The sequence below is a fragment of the Glycomyces lechevalierae genome, assembly GCF_027622945.1.
Classification (GTDB): domain Bacteria; phylum Actinomycetota; class Actinomycetes; order Mycobacteriales; family Micromonosporaceae; genus Glycomyces; species Glycomyces rutgersensis.
In genome coordinates this window covers 142,603-160,205 of sequence record NZ_JAPZVQ010000006.1, presented here as the reverse complement: position 1 = coordinate 160,205, position 17,603 = coordinate 142,603, and the positions used below count along the sequence as shown (strand labels likewise).

Below are 17,603 nucleotides of genomic sequence, written 5' to 3'. Positions count from 1 at the left end.
TTGGCGTGTGAACGAAACCGACCCCGACATGGGCGCGGTCACCGAAACCCCCGGTTCCGGTGACCGTCCTTGGACCTTGACCGCAGCGGCGATCCTGTTCTGGCTCCTCGCAACGGGACTCGCGGCCGCCGGAGTGTGGGGCCTCGCACAGATCGTGATGGGCCAGGTGGACACCGTCGGCGGCGCCATCGGCGTCGCCGTCGTCGCGTTCCTCGGGGCGCTCTACTACTGGTACCTCGGCCGCCGGCTGCTGCGAGCGGAGGACGCCATCGCGCAGACGGTCTTCCAAGGGCTCCTTTGGCTCCCGGTCGGCTACTACCTCCGGGAGGCGGCCCACCCGGTCATCGGGATCGCGGCCTGGGCGCTCGCGGCGGCGATCATCGGGCTGGTCCTCAGCGGTCCGACGCGGCGGGCCGTCGGGTTCGGCGAGCGCAAGCCGTTCGGGCAGGGCGACTGAACCTCGGCCGCTCGCCTTTGCGGCTGAGCGGCTTCACGCTGCGGCGGCGCGCTTTTGAATGAGCTCGATGAGTTCCGGTGCCGTGCCGAGCGGTTCGCCGACGTGGACGGCTCCGGCCTCGCGGGCCGACTCGATCGCCTTGTCGCACAAGAGACCTGGAGCGATGAAGTAGCAGACGGCGGCCACGCGTTGTGCGCCTTGGGCCTGCAATGCCGCGACGGTCTCGCCCGCGGTCGGGCCGGGGCCCGAGGCGAAACCCGGTCCGGCCGGGACTCCCAGCAGGCGTCCGGCTTCGGCGGCGACGGCCGCGACATGCGCGCGGCCCTCGTCGACGCGGGTGCCCGCAGCGCAGACCACCAGGCCGTCGGTGTCGTCGGGCAGATCTCGGATGAGGGCGTGCGCCAGCGACAGGTCCCCCACCGGGCGGCCCACGTGCACGGCGAATCCCGGTCGGCCTTCCTGCGCGCGCTTCGCGACCTCGGGGAGGTCCGTGCGCGAGTGGTAGGCGTCAGTGAGCAGCAGCGGCAATGCGACCGCGTCCTCGACGCCGGCATCGGCGAGGCCGGTCAGGACCTCGACCGGGTGCGGGTCGTTGAACTCGAGGAAGCCCACGTGCGCCCCGGCCGCCAGCGCGATCTCGCGGACGGCCTCCGGGGAGCGCGGGTCGGGACTGCCATGGGCGACAAGCACAACGGGCCGCGCCGAGGGTGAGACGCCGGAACCCGACGCGGCGGCCGCGTCGGGTTCCGGGTCGAGCTGGTCAGACATGCAGTCCGCACTCGGTCTTGTCGAACGCGGCCCAGCGGCCGGCGCGCGGGTCCTCGCCCGGCGCGGTGCGCCGGGTGCAGGGCCAGCAGCCGATCGAGCGGAAGCCGTCCTTGAGCAGCGGGTTGACCGGGATGTTGTAGCGCTCGATGTACGCCTCCTGGTCGGCCTCGGTCCACTTCGCGATCGGGGAGACCTTGACCTTGCGGCGGGAGAGGTCGAAGTCGACGACGCGCGTGTTGGCGCGGGTCGGGCCCTCGTCCCGGCGCAGGCCGGTGGCCCAGCCGTCGTAGTCGGCCAGGGCCGCGTTGAGCGGCAGGACCTTGCGCATGGAGCAGCATTCGTCAGGGGAGCGCGCGAAGAGGCGCGGCCCGAACTCCGCGTCCTGGGCCAGCACCGACTGGTCGGGCTGGATCGAGCGGACGTTGACGTTCATGGTGGAGGCCACGAAGTCGCGGACTTCGAGGGTCTCGGGGAAGTGCAGACCGGTGTCGAGGAAGACGACGTCGATGCCGGGGGCGACCTCGCTGGCGAGGTGGACCACGGCGGCGTCGGCCATCGAGGAGGTCACACAGAAGCGCTCGCCGAACTCGCCGACCGCCCACTCGATGATCTGGTGGGCCGTGGCGTCTTCCAGGCGCTCCCCCGCGGCCATCGCGAGGTCACGGAGTTCGAAGGGGTCTCTCTCTTTCCCTGTGCTGCTCATGCTGCTTCACTCCGATCGGGGGTATTTCATTCGGGCTGTCGGCCCGTGGGCGGGGCCGCGTAGGTGGTCGCGGCCTCCATCCCGTGGTATTTGACGGCGAAGACGCGGGTGCAGTCCGCGCAGTGCCATCCGCCCTTGATGTCGACGTCGCTGTCGGCCTCGGGCTCGTACGGCGTGAGGTCCTCCTCGCCGCAGTAGGGGCAGTAGTAGGGAACGACGCGGCCGCTCACTGCAATTCCGATTCCTCGGTGCGGTGGACCCACTGGGCGAAGGTCTCCCCTTCCGACCTGGCGGCGAGGTAGCGCCGGGTGAGGCGTTCCACATAGTCGCCGAGGTCGGCCGAGGCGACCTTGAGGCCGCGGGACTTGCGGCCCAGGCTCGCCGCGGCGGCGTGGCCGCCGCCGAGGTGGACCTGGAAGCCTTCGACCTGTTCGCCGTCCGCGTTGGTGACGAGCTGGCCCTTGAGGCCGATGTCGCCGGTCTGGGTGCGGGCGCAGGCGTTCGGGCAGCCGTTGACGTGGATGGAGATCGGCACGTCGAGTTCGGGGACGCGCTTCTCGAGCTCGGCGACGAGGTCGCGGGCGCGGTCCTTGGTGTCGACGATGGCGAGCTTGCAGAACTGGATGCCGGTGCACGCCATGGTGTTGCGCCGCCACTGGGACGGTTCGGCCTCGAGGCCGATCGAGCGCAGGTCCTCCACGGCGTCGCGGATCTTGTTCTCGGGGATGTCGAGGACGAGGAGCTTCTGCAGCGGGGTGGCGCGGACGCGGTCGGAGCCGTACTTCTCGGCGATGTCCGCGAGCTGGTCGAGGATCGTGCCGGAGACGCGGCCGGCGACCGGGGCGACGCCGATGTAGTAGTTGCCGTCGTTCTGCTTGTGGACGCCGATGTGGTCGAGGAGCTTCTCGGGGACCGGGGGCTGCTCGAGGTCGGGGAGCTTGCGGCCGAGGTAGGCGTCGGACTCGAGGACCTCGCGGAACTTCTCGGGGCCCCAGTCCTTGACGAGGAACTTCAGGCGCGCGCGGGTGCGCAGGCGGCGGTAGCCCCAGTCGCGGAAGATGCGGACCACGTTGACCCACACGTCGACGATGTCGTCCTGGGAGACCCAGACGCCGAGGCGGGGGGCGAACATGGGGTTGGTGGAGAGGCCGCCGCCGACGTAGAGGTCGAAGCCGGGGCCGTGCTCGGGGTGGTGCGCGCCGATGAGCGAGATGTCGTTGACCTCGTAGGGGCTGTCGGGCAGCCAGCCGATGGTCGACTTGAACTTGCGCGGCAGGTTGGAGAGGCTGCGGTCGCCGATGAAGCGGTCGTAGATCTCCTGGATCTGCGGGGTGGGGTCGATGACCTCTTCGGTGGAGACGCCGGCGACGGGCGAGCCGAGGATGACGCGCGGGCAGTCGCCGCAGGCCTCCTGGGTGTCGAGCCCGACCGCTTCGAGGCGGCGCCAGATCTCGGGGACGTCCTCGACGCGGATCCAGTGGTACTGGACGTTCTCGCGGTCGGTGACGTCGGCGGTGTCGCGCCCGAACTCCTTGGAGATGCCGGCGATGGTGCGCAGCTGCGCCAGGTTGAGCTGGCCGCCGTCCATGCGCACGCGCATCATGAAGTACTTGTCGTCCAGCTCCTCCTCTTCGAGGACGCCGGTCTTGCCGCCGGCGATGCCGGGCTTGCGCTGGGTGTACAGGCCCCACCAGCGGAAGCGCCCGCGCAGGTCGGCGGGGTCGATCGAGTCGAAGCCGCGGTGGGCGTAGACACCCTCGATGCGCTGCCGCACGTTGAGCGGGTTGTCGTCCTTCTTGGACTGCTCGTTCTTGTTGAGCGGTTCCCGGTGGCCCATGGCCCACTGGCCTTGGCCCTTCGGGCGGGACGGTTTGCGCGTTGGCGTTGGCACAGTTCTCCTCATGCGGACACAGGTGTGGCGTGGTTCGTCGGCAGAAAGCCGGAAGGATTTAGCGGCGCATCAGACAGGCGGCGCTGAACACACGGCAGAAGTCGACGTGGCGGCGTGCCACCAGTCGAAGCCCATGTGCGCGAGACATGCCTGCAAGCATGCCACACATCTCAGCCGATGACACCTGTCGTCCCGCTGCATGGACTCCCCGGTCACAGGCCAGGAGCGCACGAAGGCCGGACCCCTCCGGTGAGGGATCCGGCCCGGCGTCGTGGTCGCTATTGCAGGGCGCAGTGCTTCCCGCTTCGCCCGTTCCGTTCCTTCGTCACTGCAGGGCGAAGTCGACGACGGCTTCGGTGCCGCCTTCGGTGCGGGGGCGCATGTCGATCGTGCCGCGCAGTTCGCCGGTGACGAGGGTGTGGACGATCTGGAGGCCGAGGCGGGTGGAGTCGGCGATGCGGAAGCCTTCGGGGAGGCCCTTGCCGTGGTCGGAGACGGTGACGCGGAGGTGGTCGCCGGCGCGCTCGACGCCGATGACGACCTCGCCGTCCTGGCCGGGCGGGTAGGCGTGCTCGACCGCGTTCTGGATGAGCTCGTTGACGACCATGACGAGCGGGGTCGCGTACTCGCTGGGCAGGACTCCGAAGGTGCCCTCGCGGCGGAGCGTCACCTTCGACTCGGCGACGGAGACCTCGACGGCCATGGAGGCGACGCGGTCGACGATCTGGTCGAAGCCGACCGACTCGTCGCCGGACTGGGAGAGGGTCTCGTGGACGAGCGCGATCGAGGAGACGCGGCGCACGGACTCCTCGAGGGACTGCCGGGCCTGCGGGGAGCCGACGCGGCGGGCCTGGAGGCGCAGCAGCGCGGCCACGGTCTGGAGGTTGTTCTTGACGCGGTGGTGGATCTCGCGGATCGTGGCGTCCTTGGTGACCAGCTCGCGGTCGAGGCGGCGGACCTCGGTGATGTCGCGGACGAGCACGAGCGCGCCGGCGGCCTTGCCGCCCGGGCGCAGCGGCAGCGCGCGCATGAGGACCGTGGCGCCCTTCGACTCGATCTCCTTGCGGCGCGGGGTGCCTCCCGCGAGGGCGTCGGCGATGCGGCGGGCCGCGTCGGCGCCCACGTCGGTGTTGGAGGGCAGGCTGCGGGTGAGCTCGGCGAGGTCGCGGTCGCGGAGGTGGCCGGTGACGCCCATGCGGCGGTACGCGGAGAGCGCGTTCGGCGAGGCGTAGCGGACGAGCCCGTCGGAGCCGATGCGGACGAGGCCGTCGCCGATGCGCGGCGCGGTGGTCGGCTCGCCGGGCAGGAGCGGGGGCGGGAAGCCGCCGTCGGTGAGCATCTGCACCAGGTAGTCGGCGGTCTTGAGGTAGTTCAGTTCGAGGTGGGAGGGGCTGCGCGTGTCCGAGAGGTTGGTGTCGCGGGCGGCCACGGCGATCACTTCGCGGCGGTCGCGGCGGCGCACCGGGATGGCCTCGTGGCGGGCGGCGACGTCGCCGCGCCAGACCGGGTCGCCCTCGCGGAAGATCCGGCCCTCGGTGAAGGCCACGTTGAGGTGCTGGGCGTCCTCGCCTTCGAGGATGCGGCCGACCTGGTCCTCCTCGTAGGCGGTCGGGCCCGTGGTGGGACGGACCTGCGCGAGGCAGACGTACCGGCCCGGGTGGTCCTTGACGGCGCCCCAGAGCAGGAAGTCGGCGAAGGAGAGGTCGGCGAGGAGCTGCCATTCGGCCACGAGCCGCTGGAGGTGGGCCGCGGAGTTCGAGGTCAGGTCGGTGTGCGCGCTGATGACGTCGCGGAGAGTGGACACCCGACCAATACTAGCGGCGGGCCGGGCGGCGGACCCCGTCCTCGAGCGGGCACCGGTGCAGGTCACGGCGGGAAGCAAAAAGCCCCGCCTTGAGGGGCGGGGCGGATCCGAGCGGCTAGGGCAAGGTCATGTCGGGCTTGTCGAGCTCCTCGACGTTCACGTCCTTGAAGGTCAATACCCGCACGTGCTTCACGAAGCGGGCCGGGCGGTACATGTCCCACACCCACGCGTCGCTCATCTCGACCTCGAAATAGGTCTCGGCGTCGGTCCCCCGCACGTGGACTTCGACGGCGTTGGCCAGGTAGAACCGCCGCTCGGTCTCGACGACGTAGGTGAACTGCCGCACGATGTCCCGGTACTCCCGGTATAGCTGCAGCTCCATGTCGGTCTCGTACTTCTCGAGGTCCTCGGCGCTCAACGCTCCTCCTTCTCAACGACGCTTCCCACGATAGTGCGCGGGTGCCCCGGCCCGTTAGCGGCTTGCTCGTGCTGTCCGGGTTTCACCCTGGGCGGGGTTGCCAAACCCGCTCAAATCCGGGCGGCCGGGACCGCTCGGGCGGCCACGTTCGCGTAGGACTTGCGATGCATCTCGCACGGACCGAAGCGCTCCAGGGCCGCCTCGTGCATCGGCGTGCTGTATCCCTTGTGGACGGCGAACCCGTATTCGGGGTGGTCGCGGTCGAGTTCGGTCATGATCCTGTCGCGCGTGACCTTGGCGACCACGCCGGCCGCCGCGACGCACGCGGCCGTCCTGTCCCCCTTGACGACCCCGAGGCTGCCGGGCAGGCCCGGCACCGGGAAGCCGTCCGTGAGGACGTATCCGGGCCGCTCGGGCAGGCGCGCCACGGCGACGCGCATGCCCTCGAGGTTGCAGACGGCGATGCCGCGCCGGTCGATCTCGTCGGGCCCGTAGGCGACGACGCTGATGTCGGCCTGCGAGCGGCGCAACAGTTCGAAGACGCGCTCGCGCGCCGCCTCGGTGAGCAGCTTCGAGTCGTTCAACTCCTCGAACCGCGCGTTCGGCGGCAGCCGGACCGCGGCCACGACCAGCGGCCCCGCGCACGCGCCCCGTCCCGCCTCGTCCGCCCCGGCCACCGGCCCGAGGCCGCGCCGATGGAGCGCGGCCTCCAGCGCGTACAGGTCGCTGTCGCGCCTGATGCGGGAGGGGACTGGACGGAGCATGGGATCAGGACGGCGCCGGGACGTCGTCGAAGGTCTCGGGGATCTTGAACCAGGTGAAGTCGTCCACGGGCCAGAACAGCACGAAGGCCTTGCCGATGACCGCGTCGACCGAGATCGTCGAGGCCTCGATGTCGCCGCCCGTGCGCACGAACCGCTCGCGCGAGTCGCCCGAGGCCGAGCGGTGGTCGCCCATGACCCACAGGCGGCCCTCCGGCACGATCACGTCGAACGCGTCCTGCGAGGACTTGTCCTGCTCGCCCGTCACCGGGTTCGTGTACAGATAGGACTCTTCTTCGAGCGGCTCGCCGTTGACGGAGATGTTGCCCTCTTCGTCGGCCACGACATGGTCGCCGCCCGTGGCGATGACCCGCTTGATGAACTCGTCCTCCTCCATGACCGAACGCCAGGACTCCGGAGCGGTGAAGACGATGATCTCACCGCGCTCGGGCTCGGAGAAGTCGTAGACGAGCTTGTTGACGAGCACCCGGTCGTTGATCAGGAGGGTGTTCTCCATCGAGCCGGAAGGGATGTAGTAGGTCTGGACGACCCAGGTCCGCACCACGATCGCCACCAGAATGGCGACGCCGAGCAGGATCGGCAGTTCTTTCCAGAACGATCCCTTCTTCTTGGGCTGCTGTTCTTTGGAGGTCTCCTCGGCGCTCTCGCCTTCAGCGCCGGGCGCTTGCCCTTCATCGATCACGGTCCGAGTCTACGCGCTCGCGCTCCGGCCCCAGGTGCCAGCATCACCGTGCCGGGCAAGGAAGGCGGCTGCTGCCAGGCGGTATTCCAGGCGGCCGGGACGCCGTCGCCCACGGTCCCCGCGGCGGACGGTTCGCCCTCGTCGGAAGCGCTGCCGGTGGTCCCGTCCAGGGCGTCGAAGGTCTCGGGGATCTCGAGTTCGCGGGCGCGGTCGGTGGGCCAGACGAGGGCGATCGCGCGGCCGATGATGTTCTCCACGGGCACCGTCCCGGAGCACCGCGAGTCGGACGAGTCGCCGCGGTGGTCGCCCATGACCCACACCTCGCCTTCGGGCACGGTGAGCTCCTCGAAGCGCCGCGCGCCGCACACGCCGGGCTCGATCTCGAGCGGGGAGTTCTCGTAGACGTACGCCTCCTCGTGGAGGGACACGCCGTTGACGACGACGTTGCCGTCCGCGTCGCAGCAGGAGACGGTGTCGCCGCCGACGGCGACCACCCGTTTGATGAAGTCCTTCTCGTCGGGCTTCGCGAGGCCGATGAGATCGAGAACGCCCGTGGTGAAGGTCGAGAACGCACCGTCGTCGCCCGTCGCAGGCCGGTACTCCGGGTCCCAGGAGTCGGTGCCGCGGAAGACCACGACCTCGCCCCGCTGCGGCGTGCGCAGCGTGCTGGTGAGCTTGAGGACGAGGACCTTGTCCCCCTCCTGGAGGGTCTGCTCCATCGACCCGGACGGAATGTAGAAGGGCTGCACGGCGAAGGTGCGCAGCAGCACGGCCGCCGAAAACGCGATGACGAGCAGCAGCGGCAGCTCGACCCAGAGCGACAGGTACTGGCGCTTGTGCGGCTGCGAGAGCCGGCTCTCGGCGCCCTTGCCGCCCTTGTGCTTCCCGCTCGGCTGCGGGTCGACCTGGTCGTGGGCGCCGCTGGCCCGCTCGACGGCCGCGCTCGCGCGCTCGCGTTCGGCGGCCACGCGGTCCTGCGGGCCCGAGGGCCCCTCGGGGCGGCGGAACGTGCGGGTCGCGTCGGGGTCGTCGCGGAGGCGGTGGGTCTGGTCGGTGCCGCCGCGGCCGGTGCCTGCGACGGGACCGGGAGGGGGCGCCGCCGGGCCTGGCGGCGGTGCCGCTGGGCCGTGCGACGGTGCTGCTGAGCCGGGCGGCGGTGCGCCGGGAGGGGGCGGGGCTGCGGGGGGCGGGGCGTCCGGGCCGCCGGGACCGGGGAGGCGGTCCCAACCGATGCGGCGGGGGCCCTTCGCCCCGCCGGGGGTACCAGGACTCATGTGCCGAGGGTATCCGACCGTGCCCCTGCTCGGCTCGCAAGCTTCGCCGAGTGCTCCTGCCCGGCTCGCAAGCTTCGCCGAGTGCGGGGGCAGCGAAAAACCCCGGGCGATGCCCGGGGTCTTTCGGAGACTCGTTGCGCGGTTTAGAGTTCGCGCTTCTCCTTGATCTTGGCGGCCTTGCCCTTGCGGTCGCGCAGGTAGTACAGCTTCGCGCGGCGGACCTTGCCTCGCATGGCGATCTCGATCGAGTCGACCATGGGGCCGTGCACCGGGAAGGTGCGCTCGACGCCGATGCCGTAGCTCAGCTTGCGGACCGTGAAGGTCTCGCCGAGGCCGGCGCCGTGGCGGCGAATGACGACGCCCTGGAACACCTGGACACGGGACCGGGAGCCTTCCTGGACTCGGACGTTCACCTTGACGGTGTCGCCGGGACGGAAGTCCGGCACGTCGGCGCGCATGGAGGCGGCGTTCAGCTCATCCAGAATGTTCATTGGTTTGGGTCCTCTAGGTTGGTAACGCTCAGAAGTTCTACCGGGAGAGGTACCGCTTGAACGAACGGCACGTCACGGGAACTCACCTACTCTGCCACACCCGGTCCGGGCAGGCTGAACCCGGCCCCTTCGAGGAGGAGCCGGTCACGTTTGTCGAGGCTACCCGGGTCGAGCCGCTCCAGCAAATCCGGGCGGGCCTGCGCCGTGCGCAGGAGTGCCTGCTCACGCCGCCAGCGGTCGACCTTGCCGTGGTCCCCCGAGAGGAGGACGGGCGGGATCTCGTGGCCGCGCCATTCGGCCGGGCGCGTGTACGCGGGGGCCTCCAGGACCCCGGCGTTGTGCGACTCGTCGTCGAGCGACGCGGCATTGCCGAGGACGCCCGGCACGAGCCGCGTGACGGCCTCGATGATCGCGAGGACCGCGACCTCGCCGCCGAAGAGCACGTAGTCGCCGATGGAGACCTCGGTGACCTCCATGCGCTCGGCCGCGTAGTCGACCACCCGCTGGTCGATGCCTTCGTAACGGCCGCAAGCGAACATGAGCCAGGGCTCGGCCGCCAGCTCGTGCGCCATGGCCTGCGTGAAGGGCCGCCCGGCGGGACTCGTCACGAGCAGGCGCGGCTTCGCCTCGCCTGGGATGAGCTCGTCGAAGCACTCGCCCCACGGCTGCGGCTTCATGACCATCCCGGCCCCGCCGCCGGCGGGCGCGCCGTCCACCGAGTGGTGCACGTCGTGGGTCCAGCGGCGCAGGTCGTGGACGTTGAGGTCGAGCATCCCGCGCTCGCGGGCGCGGCCGATGAGCGAGAGGTCCAGCGGCTGCAGGTATTCGGGGAAGACCGTGACGACGTCGATCTTCATTACAGCTCCAGCAGGCCCGGCGGCAGGTCCACGTTGATGACCCCGGCTTCGAGGTCGACCTCGACGACCATGTCGGCCACGAACGGGATGAGCGCCGGCGTCTGGCCCTTGCGCTTGACGACGAGGGTCTCGTAGGCGGCGCCGTGGTCGATGCGGCTGACGGTGCCGACCTCCCCCGCTTCCTTGTCGACGACGGTGAGGCCCATGAGCAGCGTGTCGTGGACCTCGTCCTCTTCCGCGACCAGCTCCTCCTCGTCGACCTCGACGCTGAGCAGGACGCCGCGCAGCAGCTCGGAGGCGTTGCGGTCCGAGTGGCCCTCGAAGCCGATCATCGGCCGGCCCTGGTGCCAGCGCACTGTGACGGCCTTGAGCGGCGCGCCCTTGAGCTGGCCGCCCTTGGTCTGGTACTCGACGCCGGGCTGGAAGCGCAGTTCGGGATCGTCGGTGCGGACCTCGACGACGACCTCGCCGCGCAGCCCGTGCGGGCGCACGATCCGGCCGACCACCACTTGTGACAAGAGAAATCCCTCTTTAAGAACAGCAGAGTAGAACACCGGAACGGCCCCGAGGAGAACCTCGGGGCCGTTCCGAAAGACTCAGTAGGAATCGACGACCTCGACACGAATGCCTTTGCCGCCGATCGAGCCGATGACCTGGCGCAGCGCGTTGACGGTGCGACCCCCGCGGCCGATCACGGTCCCGAGGTCGTCCGGGTTGACCCGGACCTCGAGCCGCTTGCCGCGGCGGGAATCGACCAGACGGACACGGACGTCGTCAGGATTGTCGACGATGCCTTTGACAAGGTGTTCAAGCGCCGGTCGCAGCACGATTACTCCCCTTTGGTCTCAGAGGCCTCGTCGGCAGCGGCCTCGACCTCTTCAGTCTTAGCCGATTCGTCGGCCTTGGCGGCGGACTTCTTCGACTTCGGCGCGGCCTTGGCGGCCTCTTCCGAGACGTACGCCTTCGAGGGGTCGATACCCGACTCCTTGAGGGCGGCCACGTACAGGGATTCCTTCTCCGGCTTGGGCTCGGCGACCTTCAGCGGAGCCGGGGCCGGCAGGCCCTTGAACTGCTGCCAGTCGCCGGTCTTGCGGAGGATGGCCTTGACGGTGTCGGACGGCTGGGCGCCCACCGAGAGCCAGTGCTGGATGCGGTCGGACTTGACCTCGATCCGGGACGGGTTCTCCTTCGGGTGGTAGATCCCGACGTTCTCGATCACCTTGCCGTCGCGCTTGACGCGCGAGTCGGCGATGACGATACGGTACTGGGGAGTACGGATCTTCCCCATTCGCGTGAGGCGAATCTTAACTGCCACGTTTTGTTACTCCTGTAGTAAGGATCACGTTAGCGCGCACGACGTCCAGGGGAATTACTCCGGATTTCGCTCGCGCTGAAACTTGGCCTTGCGTCACGGTAGTTGAGAGGGCTTCCGTCCCAAAGCTCATGTACAGCGACCGAGTCTAGCGCACCAGGTGCCTAGTACTGACGGGCGAGGTAGGCGATGAGACCGGACTCATCCAGGGAGTCCGGGACCGAGCCGTCCTCGCGTTGGAGCACGCGCACGAACACCGCGGACTCGCCGGCCTTCGCCTCGCCCTCGAGGCCGCAGGCGTCCCAGGGGAGGCGGGCGTAACCGGTCTGGGCGGCTTCGATCGCCTCTTCGACCGTGGAGGTGTCGACGGTGTGCTCCTCGCGGAAGGCCACGGCCTCGTCCCAGAGCTGGTCCTGGGCCTCCTGGAGGGCGGCGGCGACGGCCTCGGCGAGCATCCCGATCGGGACGGTCTGCTTCGTGCCCTCGACGCGGTTGGCGATGGTCGCCTCGCCGTTCTTGAGGTCGCGGGGGCCGATCTCGATGCGCACGGGGTAGCCCTTGAGCTCGGCGTCGACGGCGCGGCGGCCGAAGGCCACGTCGCCGCGGTCGTCGAGCTTGACGCGCACGCCGTCGTCCTTGAGCTCGTCGTAGACCTTGCGCGCGGCGGCTTGGACCTCGTCGGTGTCCTTGACGACCATGACGAGGGCCTGCACGGGCGCGAGCTTCGGCGGCACGCGGAGGCCCGCGTCGTCGCCGTGGCCCATGATGAGGCCGCCGACCATGCGGGTCGAGGTGCCCCAGGAGGTGGTCCAGCCGAAGGCCTGCTTGCCGTCCTTGCCCTGGAACTGGATGTCGAAGGCCTTCGCGAACTTCTGGCCGAGCTCGTGCGAGGTGCCCATCTGGAGCGCCTTGCCGTCGCGCATCAGGGCCTCGACCGCGAAGGTGTTGAGGGCCCCGGCGAAGCGCTGGGCCTCGGTCTTGATGCCGCGCAGCACCGGCAGCGCCAGCACGTTCTCCATGAAGTCGGCGTAGACCTCGTGGAGGATGCGCAGGGTGAACGCGTGGGCGTCCTCATAGGAGTCGTGGACCGTGTGGCCCTCCTGCCAGAGGAACTCCGAGGAGCGCAGGAACAGGCGGGTGCGCAGCTCGTAGCGCATGACGTTGCACCACTGGTTGAGCTGGAGGGGCAGGTCGCGGTAGGAGTTGACCCACTTCGACATGTACTCGCCGATGATGGTCTCGGAGGTGGGCCGGATCGCCAGCTTCTCCTCGAGCTCCTTGCCGCCGCCGTGGGTGACCATCCACAGCTCGGGGGCGAAGCCCTCGACGTGGTCGGCCTCGCGGGTGAAGTAGGACTCGGGGATGAGCAGGGGGAACGACGCGTTCTCCGTGCCGGTCTCCTTGATGCGGGCGTCCATCTCGTCGACCATGCGCTCCCACAGGGCGAAACCGGTCGGTCGGATCACCTGCGAGCCCTTCGCCGGGCCGTTCTCGGCCAGCTGGGCCTTGGCGATGACGTCCTGGTACCAGCGAGGGAAGTCCTCGCCCTGCGGTGTGAGTACATTGGCCATAATCAGCGATTCTAGAGGTCGGGCCCTATGGGGCCGCAATCGGATAAGGCGCGTGCGGGCCGCGTCTCCTCGGCCGAAGGACCGAGGCGCGAATCGGGGCTTCGGTCCTTCTGCGGTGATAAATCAGGGCGGCTGTCGCATAAGCTGTCGACGTGACAACACCCATGCTGGCAGGTGACCGCGGCCTGACTGCCGCCGAGGTGGCCGAACGCGTCGAGGCCGGAGCCGTCAACGAGGCGAAGCGCCACACCAGTCGACCGCTCTCCGCGATTCTCCGCGCGAACTTCTTCACGCCCCTGAACGCCGTGATCGCCGTGCTCGCCGCGATCGCGATCGGCTTCACCGCAGTAGAGGAAGGCTTCCTCGAGGGCCTGAAGCAGGGCCTCTTCGCGGGCGTCATCATCGCCAACATCGCCATCGGCACGATCCAGGAACTGCGCGCCAAGCGCACCCTCGACAAGCTCTCGCTGATGAACCGGTCGAACGCGAAGGTCCTGCGCGACGGCGAGGTCCAGGAGATCGACCCGGCCCGCATCGTCCGCGACGACCTCGTCTACGTCGAGCCGGGCGACCGCATCGTCGTCGACGGGCCCGTCGTCGAATCCCGCAACCTCGAGATCGACGAGTCCCTGCTCACCGGCGAGGCCGACCCGGTCGCGAAGGCCCCCGGCGACGAGGTCCGCTCCGGCTCGTTCGCCGTCGCCGGCACCGGGCTCTTCCGGGCCGAGCAGATCGGCGCGGACTCCTACGCCGCCAAGCTCGTCGAAGAGGCCAGCAAGTTCGCGCTGGCCCGCTCGGAGCTGCGCGAGGGCATCAACCGCTTCATCAAGCTCATCAACTGGCTCATCGTCCCGATCGCGCTGCTGCTCATCATCAGCCAGCTCGCCGACGCCGCCAACTGGCGCCAGATCATCGTCCGCACCGTCGCCGGCATCGTGCCGATGATCCCCGAGGGCCTCGTGCTCCTCACCTCCGTCGCGTTCGCCGTGGGCGTCATCCGCCTCGGCGCCCGCCACGTCCTCGTCCAGGAACTGCCCGCCATCGAAGGGCTCGCCCGCACCGACGTGCTGTGCCTCGACAAGACCGGCACCCTCACCGAGGGCGGCATGGACGTCGACGAGATCCGGCCGATCAACGGCTCGGACAACGCGGCCGTGTGGGTCGCGCTCGCCGCGCTCCGGGCCGCCGACGACAGCCCGAACCCGACCATGCAGGCCGTCGCCGCGCACCTCGAGGAGCGCGGCGTCGCCGACCCGAGCTGGCGCGTCATCGACGTCATGCCGTTCTCCTCCGCTCGCAAATGGAGCGGCACCCGCTTCACCGACAACGGCACCTGGCTCCTCGGCGCGCCGGACATCCTCCTCGAGCACGGCGACCCCGTGGCCCTCGAAGCGGACGTGCTCGCCGCCCAGGGCCTGCGGGTGCTCGCGCTCGTCACCGCCGAGTCCGCGTCCACCACGGGCGGCGTCACCGGCGTCAAGCCGCAGGCGCTCGTCGTCCTGCGCCAGCGCCTGCGCGGCACGGCCGCCGCGACCCTCGCCTACTTCAAGGAGCAGGGCGTCAAGGTCAAGATCATCTCGGGCGACTCCCCCGCCGCCGTCGGCGCCGTCGCCGCGCAGCTCGGCGTGGACGGCGCGGCCGACACGGTCGACGCGCGCCGCCTGCCCGAGGACCCCGAGGAGCTCGCGGACCTGCTCGAGCGGGCCACGATCTTCGGCCGGGTGAAGCCGCACCAGAAGCAGGCGTTCGTGAAGGCGCTCCAGTCGCGCGGCCACACGGTCGCGATGACCGGCGACGGCGTCAACGACGTGCTCGCACTCAAGGACGCCGACCTCGGCATCGCCATGGGCTCGGGTTCGGCGGCGGCGCGCTCGGTCGCGCAGGTGGTGCTGCTCGACGACGAGTTCGCGACACTCCCGCACGTGGTCGACGAGGGCCGCCGCGTGCTCGGCAACATCGGCCGGGTCTCGAACCTGTTCCTCACGAAGACCGTGTACGCGATCTCGCTGGCGCTGTTCATCGCCGTGGGCGCGATCTCGGCGTGGATGCTGGGCAACGACCCGCTGCCGTACCCGTTCCTGCCGATCCACCAGTCGCTGATCAACCTGTTCACGATCGGGCTCCCGGCGTTCTTCCTGGCGCTCGCGCCCACGTTCGAGCGGGCCAAGCCGAACTTCGTGCGGCGCGTGCTCAAGTTCGCGATCCCGGCCGGGATCTGCTGCGCGGTGCCGACGTTCATCGTGTACCTGCTGTCGCTCGCGCACGACGGCACCGATTCGCAACTGCCGCAGACGACCGCGGCGATCACGCTGTTCTGCCTGGCGCTGACGGCGCTCGCGATCGTGGCGCGCCCGTACGTGTGGTGGAAGTTCCTGCTGGTCGGGGTCTGCGCGGCGTCGTTCGTGGCCGTGGTGTCGATCCCGCCGCTCGCGGACTTCTACGAGCTGGAGCTGCCGGGCGTGTGGAACACCACGGTGGCGGCGATCGGCGTCGGCTCGGGTGTGGCGGCGCTGCTGTTCTGGCTGGTCGTGCGGCCCAAGCACCTCAAGGACTGACCATTGTTTCGGCCCCCGCTACATCGGATGTAGCGGGGGCCGTGGCGTGTCCGTAGCGCCTTCTGGGTGAGAGCAGCTGACCTAAAGGAGGCGGACATGTCGCAGCGCGAACTCGCGATCCGAGCCGAAGGGCTCGTCAAGCACTTCAAGGACGTCAAGGCCGTGGACGGCGTGGACCTGGAGGTCCCGGCGGGCACGGTGTACGGCGTGCTCGGCCCGAACGGGGCCGGGAAGACCACCACGGTTCGGATGCTGGCCACCCTGCTGCGTCCGGACGCGGGGAGCGCGACCGTGTTCGGCCGCGACCTCGTGGGTGACGCCGCCTCGGTGCGGTCCCAGGTGAGCCTGACCGGCCAGTACGCGTCGCTGGACGAGGATCTGACCGGGTTCGAGAACCTGGTGCTCCTCTCGCGGCTGTACGGGTACGCGAAGCCGGCGTCGCGCGACCGCGCTGGGGACCTGCTGGAGGCGTTCGGATTGAGCAACGCGGGCGGCAAGCAGGTCAAGGCCTACTCCGGCGGCATGCGCCGGCGCCTGGACATCGCCGCGTCGATCATCGTCACCCCGAAGCTCCTCTTCCTGGACGAGCCGACGACGGGCCTGGACCCGCGCAGCCGCAACCAGGTGTGGGACGTGGTGCGCACGATCGTCGGCGAGGGCACCACGGTGCTGCTCACGACCCAGTACCTCGAGGAGGCGGACCAGTTGGCGAGCCGCATCGCGGTCATCGACACCGGCAGGGTCATCGCCGAGGGCACGCCCGGCCAGCTCAAGTCCTCGGTGGGCGCGGGCTCGATCCGGGTGCGGCTGCACCACGCCGACCAGCGCGACCACGCGCGGCAGGTCCTCGTGGAGGCGCTGGCCGGGGAGGTCGCGCTCGACGACGACCCGGTGGCGCTCACCGCGCGCCTGGCCCCGGGGCAGGACACGGCCGTGCAGGGTTCGCACGCGCTCGGCGAGCTGGCCCGCGCGGGCGTCCTCGTGGACGACTTCTCGCTCGGCCAGCCGAGCCTCGACGAGGTGTTCCTCGCGCTCACCGGCCGCGTCGACGCCTAGCTCCCACGACTCGAAGGAAGGAAGAAGCACATGACCGTCACCCAGACCACGACGAAGTCCGATGCCGACGCTCCGGCGCCGGTCGAGCGGGAGCACCTGCGGCGCCTGCTGGCGACCGGGGAGCGCCCGGCGCCGCCGAGCGCGTTCACCTCCGCGCGGGCGTTCGCCTGGCGCTCGATGCTGAAGATCAAGCACGTGCCGGAGCAGGCCTTCGACATCCTGCTGTTCCCGATCATGATGCTGCTGATGTTCACGTACCTGTTCGGCGGCGCGATCGCGGGCGGCACCGGCGACTACCTGCAGTTCCTGCTGCCGGGGATCATGGTGATGAGCATCGTGATGACCACGATGTACACGGGCATGAGCGTGAACATCGACATCAACAAGGGCGTCTCGGACCGGTTCCGGACGCTGCCGATCTGGCGGGCCGCGCCGATGGTCGGGTACCTGCTGGCGGACGTGTTCCGTTACGCCGCAGCGGGAGCGGTCATGTTCGGCACGGGCCTGGTGATGGGCTACCGGCCCGAGGGCGGCGCGGCGGGCGTGCTGCTGGGCGTGGGGCTGCTGCTGGTGTTCTGCTTCGCGTTCTCGTGGCTGTGGACCTGGCTGGGCCTGATCACGCGGTCGGAGAAGACCGTCATGTCGATCTCGATGTCGATCATGTTCCCGCTGACGTTCCTGTCGAACATCATGGTGGACCCGTCGACGATGCCGGGCTGGCTGCAGCCGGTCGTCGAGAACACGCCGATCAGCCAGCTGGTCGACGGCGTGCGTGGCCTGTTCGACGGGAACGTGGACTCCGGTTCCGTCGCCACGACGCTGATCTGGTCGGCCGGTTTCATCGCGGTCTTCGGATTCCTGACGATCAGGGCCTACAACCGCAAGTAACGCTTGATTCCACAACACCCGGCGGGGGGGGGGGGGGGGGCGGGCCCCCCCCCCCCCCCCCCCCGGGGCGGCGCCCCCCGCCCGGGGGGGGGGG

Annotated in this window: 19 protein-coding genes; 4 read left to right on the top strand and 15 right to left on the bottom strand. The window is 69.9% G+C overall.

Translation table 11 applies throughout. The features are described from left to right. The first annotated feature begins 7 nt into the window (after positions 1-7). Positions 8-457 (top strand): hypothetical protein, encoded by a 450-nt coding sequence (locus O2L01_RS12475; RefSeq protein WP_270122262.1) that lies wholly within the window; start codon positions 8-10, stop codon positions 455-457. Positions 458-490: 33 nt separating this feature from the next. Here O2L01_RS12475 and O2L01_RS12470 read toward each other — a convergent pair whose 3' ends face one another. The 15 genes from O2L01_RS12470 to proS all read right to left on the bottom strand — a co-directional run bounded on the left by O2L01_RS12470 (position 491) and on the right by proS (position 13,010). Then, positions 491-1,225, bottom strand: coding sequence for a sirohydrochlorin chelatase (locus tag O2L01_RS12470; RefSeq protein WP_270122261.1), 735 nt, complete (start codon positions 1,223-1,225; stop codon positions 491-493). Continuing rightward, a complete protein-coding gene (locus tag O2L01_RS12465; protein WP_270122260.1) occupies positions 1,218-1,928 on the bottom strand; it encodes a phosphoadenylyl-sulfate reductase in 711 nt (236 codons plus the stop codon). Before O2L01_RS12465 ends, O2L01_RS12470 begins: the two co-directional genes overlap by 8 nt. Positions 1,929-1,954: 26 nt before the next feature. Continuing rightward, positions 1,955-2,158: a hypothetical protein gene (locus O2L01_RS12460; RefSeq protein WP_270122259.1), complete on the bottom strand. Its 204-nt coding sequence runs from the start codon at positions 2,156-2,158 to the stop codon at positions 1,955-1,957. Further along, positions 2,155-3,831, bottom strand: a complete 1,677-nt coding sequence (locus O2L01_RS12455) for a nitrite/sulfite reductase (RefSeq protein ID WP_344469420.1) — start codon at positions 3,829-3,831, stop codon at positions 2,155-2,157. Before O2L01_RS12455 ends, O2L01_RS12460 begins: the two co-directional genes overlap by 4 nt. 313 nt (positions 3,832-4,144) lie before the next feature. Further along, on the bottom strand, positions 4,145-5,623 hold the full coding sequence (locus O2L01_RS12450; RefSeq protein ID WP_270122257.1) for a sensor histidine kinase: 1,479 nt from the start codon (positions 5,621-5,623) through the stop codon (positions 4,145-4,147). Positions 5,624-5,738: 115 nt separating this feature from the next. Continuing rightward, a complete protein-coding gene (locus tag O2L01_RS12445) occupies positions 5,739-6,041 on the bottom strand; it encodes a DUF2469 domain-containing protein (protein WP_270122256.1) in 303 nt (100 codons plus the stop codon). A gap of 110 nt (positions 6,042-6,151) precedes the next feature. Continuing rightward, on the bottom strand, positions 6,152-6,805 hold the full coding sequence (locus O2L01_RS12440) for a ribonuclease HII (RefSeq protein WP_270122255.1): 654 nt from the start codon (positions 6,803-6,805) through the stop codon (positions 6,152-6,154). A 4-nt stretch (positions 6,806-6,809) separates the two neighbouring features. Continuing rightward, positions 6,810-7,505 (bottom strand): signal peptidase I, encoded by a 696-nt coding sequence (gene lepB, locus O2L01_RS12435; RefSeq protein ID WP_270122254.1) that lies wholly within the window; start codon positions 7,503-7,505, stop codon positions 6,810-6,812. Then, the gene (lepB, locus tag O2L01_RS12430; protein ID WP_270122253.1) at positions 7,502-8,779 is read right to left on the bottom strand and encodes a signal peptidase I; all 1,278 of its coding nucleotides are present in this window, start codon (positions 8,777-8,779) and stop codon (positions 7,502-7,504) included. The genes lepB (O2L01_RS12435) and lepB (O2L01_RS12430) overlap by 4 nt, the downstream gene beginning before the upstream one ends. A 143-nt stretch (positions 8,780-8,922) precedes the next feature. Next, positions 8,923-9,270 (bottom strand): 50S ribosomal protein L19, encoded by a 348-nt coding sequence (gene rplS, locus O2L01_RS12425; protein ID WP_208496327.1) that lies wholly within the window; start codon positions 9,268-9,270, stop codon positions 8,923-8,925. A gap of 86 nt (positions 9,271-9,356) precedes the next feature. After that, entirely contained in the window at positions 9,357-10,127 is a 771-nt protein-coding gene (gene trmD, locus O2L01_RS12420; protein WP_270122252.1) for a tRNA (guanosine(37)-N1)-methyltransferase TrmD, read from the bottom strand. Next, positions 10,127-10,636 (bottom strand): ribosome maturation factor RimM, encoded by a 510-nt coding sequence (rimM, locus tag O2L01_RS12415; RefSeq protein ID WP_270122372.1) that lies wholly within the window; start codon positions 10,634-10,636, stop codon positions 10,127-10,129. Before rimM ends, trmD begins: the two co-directional genes overlap by 1 nt. 87 nt (positions 10,637-10,723) lie before the next feature. Then, positions 10,724-10,957 (bottom strand): RNA-binding protein, encoded by a 234-nt coding sequence (locus O2L01_RS12410; protein ID WP_344469432.1) that lies wholly within the window; start codon positions 10,955-10,957, stop codon positions 10,724-10,726. After that, positions 10,957-11,442: a 30S ribosomal protein S16 gene (gene rpsP, locus O2L01_RS12405; protein WP_270109069.1), complete on the bottom strand. Its 486-nt coding sequence runs from the start codon at positions 11,440-11,442 to the stop codon at positions 10,957-10,959. Before rpsP ends, O2L01_RS12410 begins: the two co-directional genes overlap by 1 nt. Positions 11,443-11,603: 161 nt before the next feature. Next, positions 11,604-13,010, bottom strand: coding sequence for a proline--tRNA ligase (gene proS, locus O2L01_RS12400; RefSeq protein WP_270122250.1), 1,407 nt, complete (start codon positions 13,008-13,010; stop codon positions 11,604-11,606). Positions 13,011-13,162: 152 nt separating this feature from the next. Here proS and O2L01_RS12395 point away from each other — a divergent pair, with 152 nt between their 5' ends. From O2L01_RS12395 to O2L01_RS12385, 3 genes are all read left to right on the top strand, one after another. Next, positions 13,163-15,565 carry an HAD-IC family P-type ATPase gene (locus O2L01_RS12395; protein WP_270122249.1) on the top strand — a complete coding sequence of 801 codons (2,403 nt, stop codon included), beginning with the start codon at positions 13,163-13,165 and terminating at the stop codon, positions 15,563-15,565. A gap of 96 nt (positions 15,566-15,661) precedes the next feature. Further along, a complete protein-coding gene (locus O2L01_RS12390; RefSeq protein ID WP_270122248.1) occupies positions 15,662-16,621 on the top strand; it encodes an ATP-binding cassette domain-containing protein in 960 nt (319 codons plus the stop codon). Between the two features lie 30 nt (positions 16,622-16,651). Beyond that, entirely contained in the window at positions 16,652-17,509 is an 858-nt protein-coding gene (locus tag O2L01_RS12385; protein ID WP_270122247.1) for an ABC transporter permease, read from the top strand. The last annotated feature ends 94 nt before the right edge of the window (positions 17,510-17,603 follow it).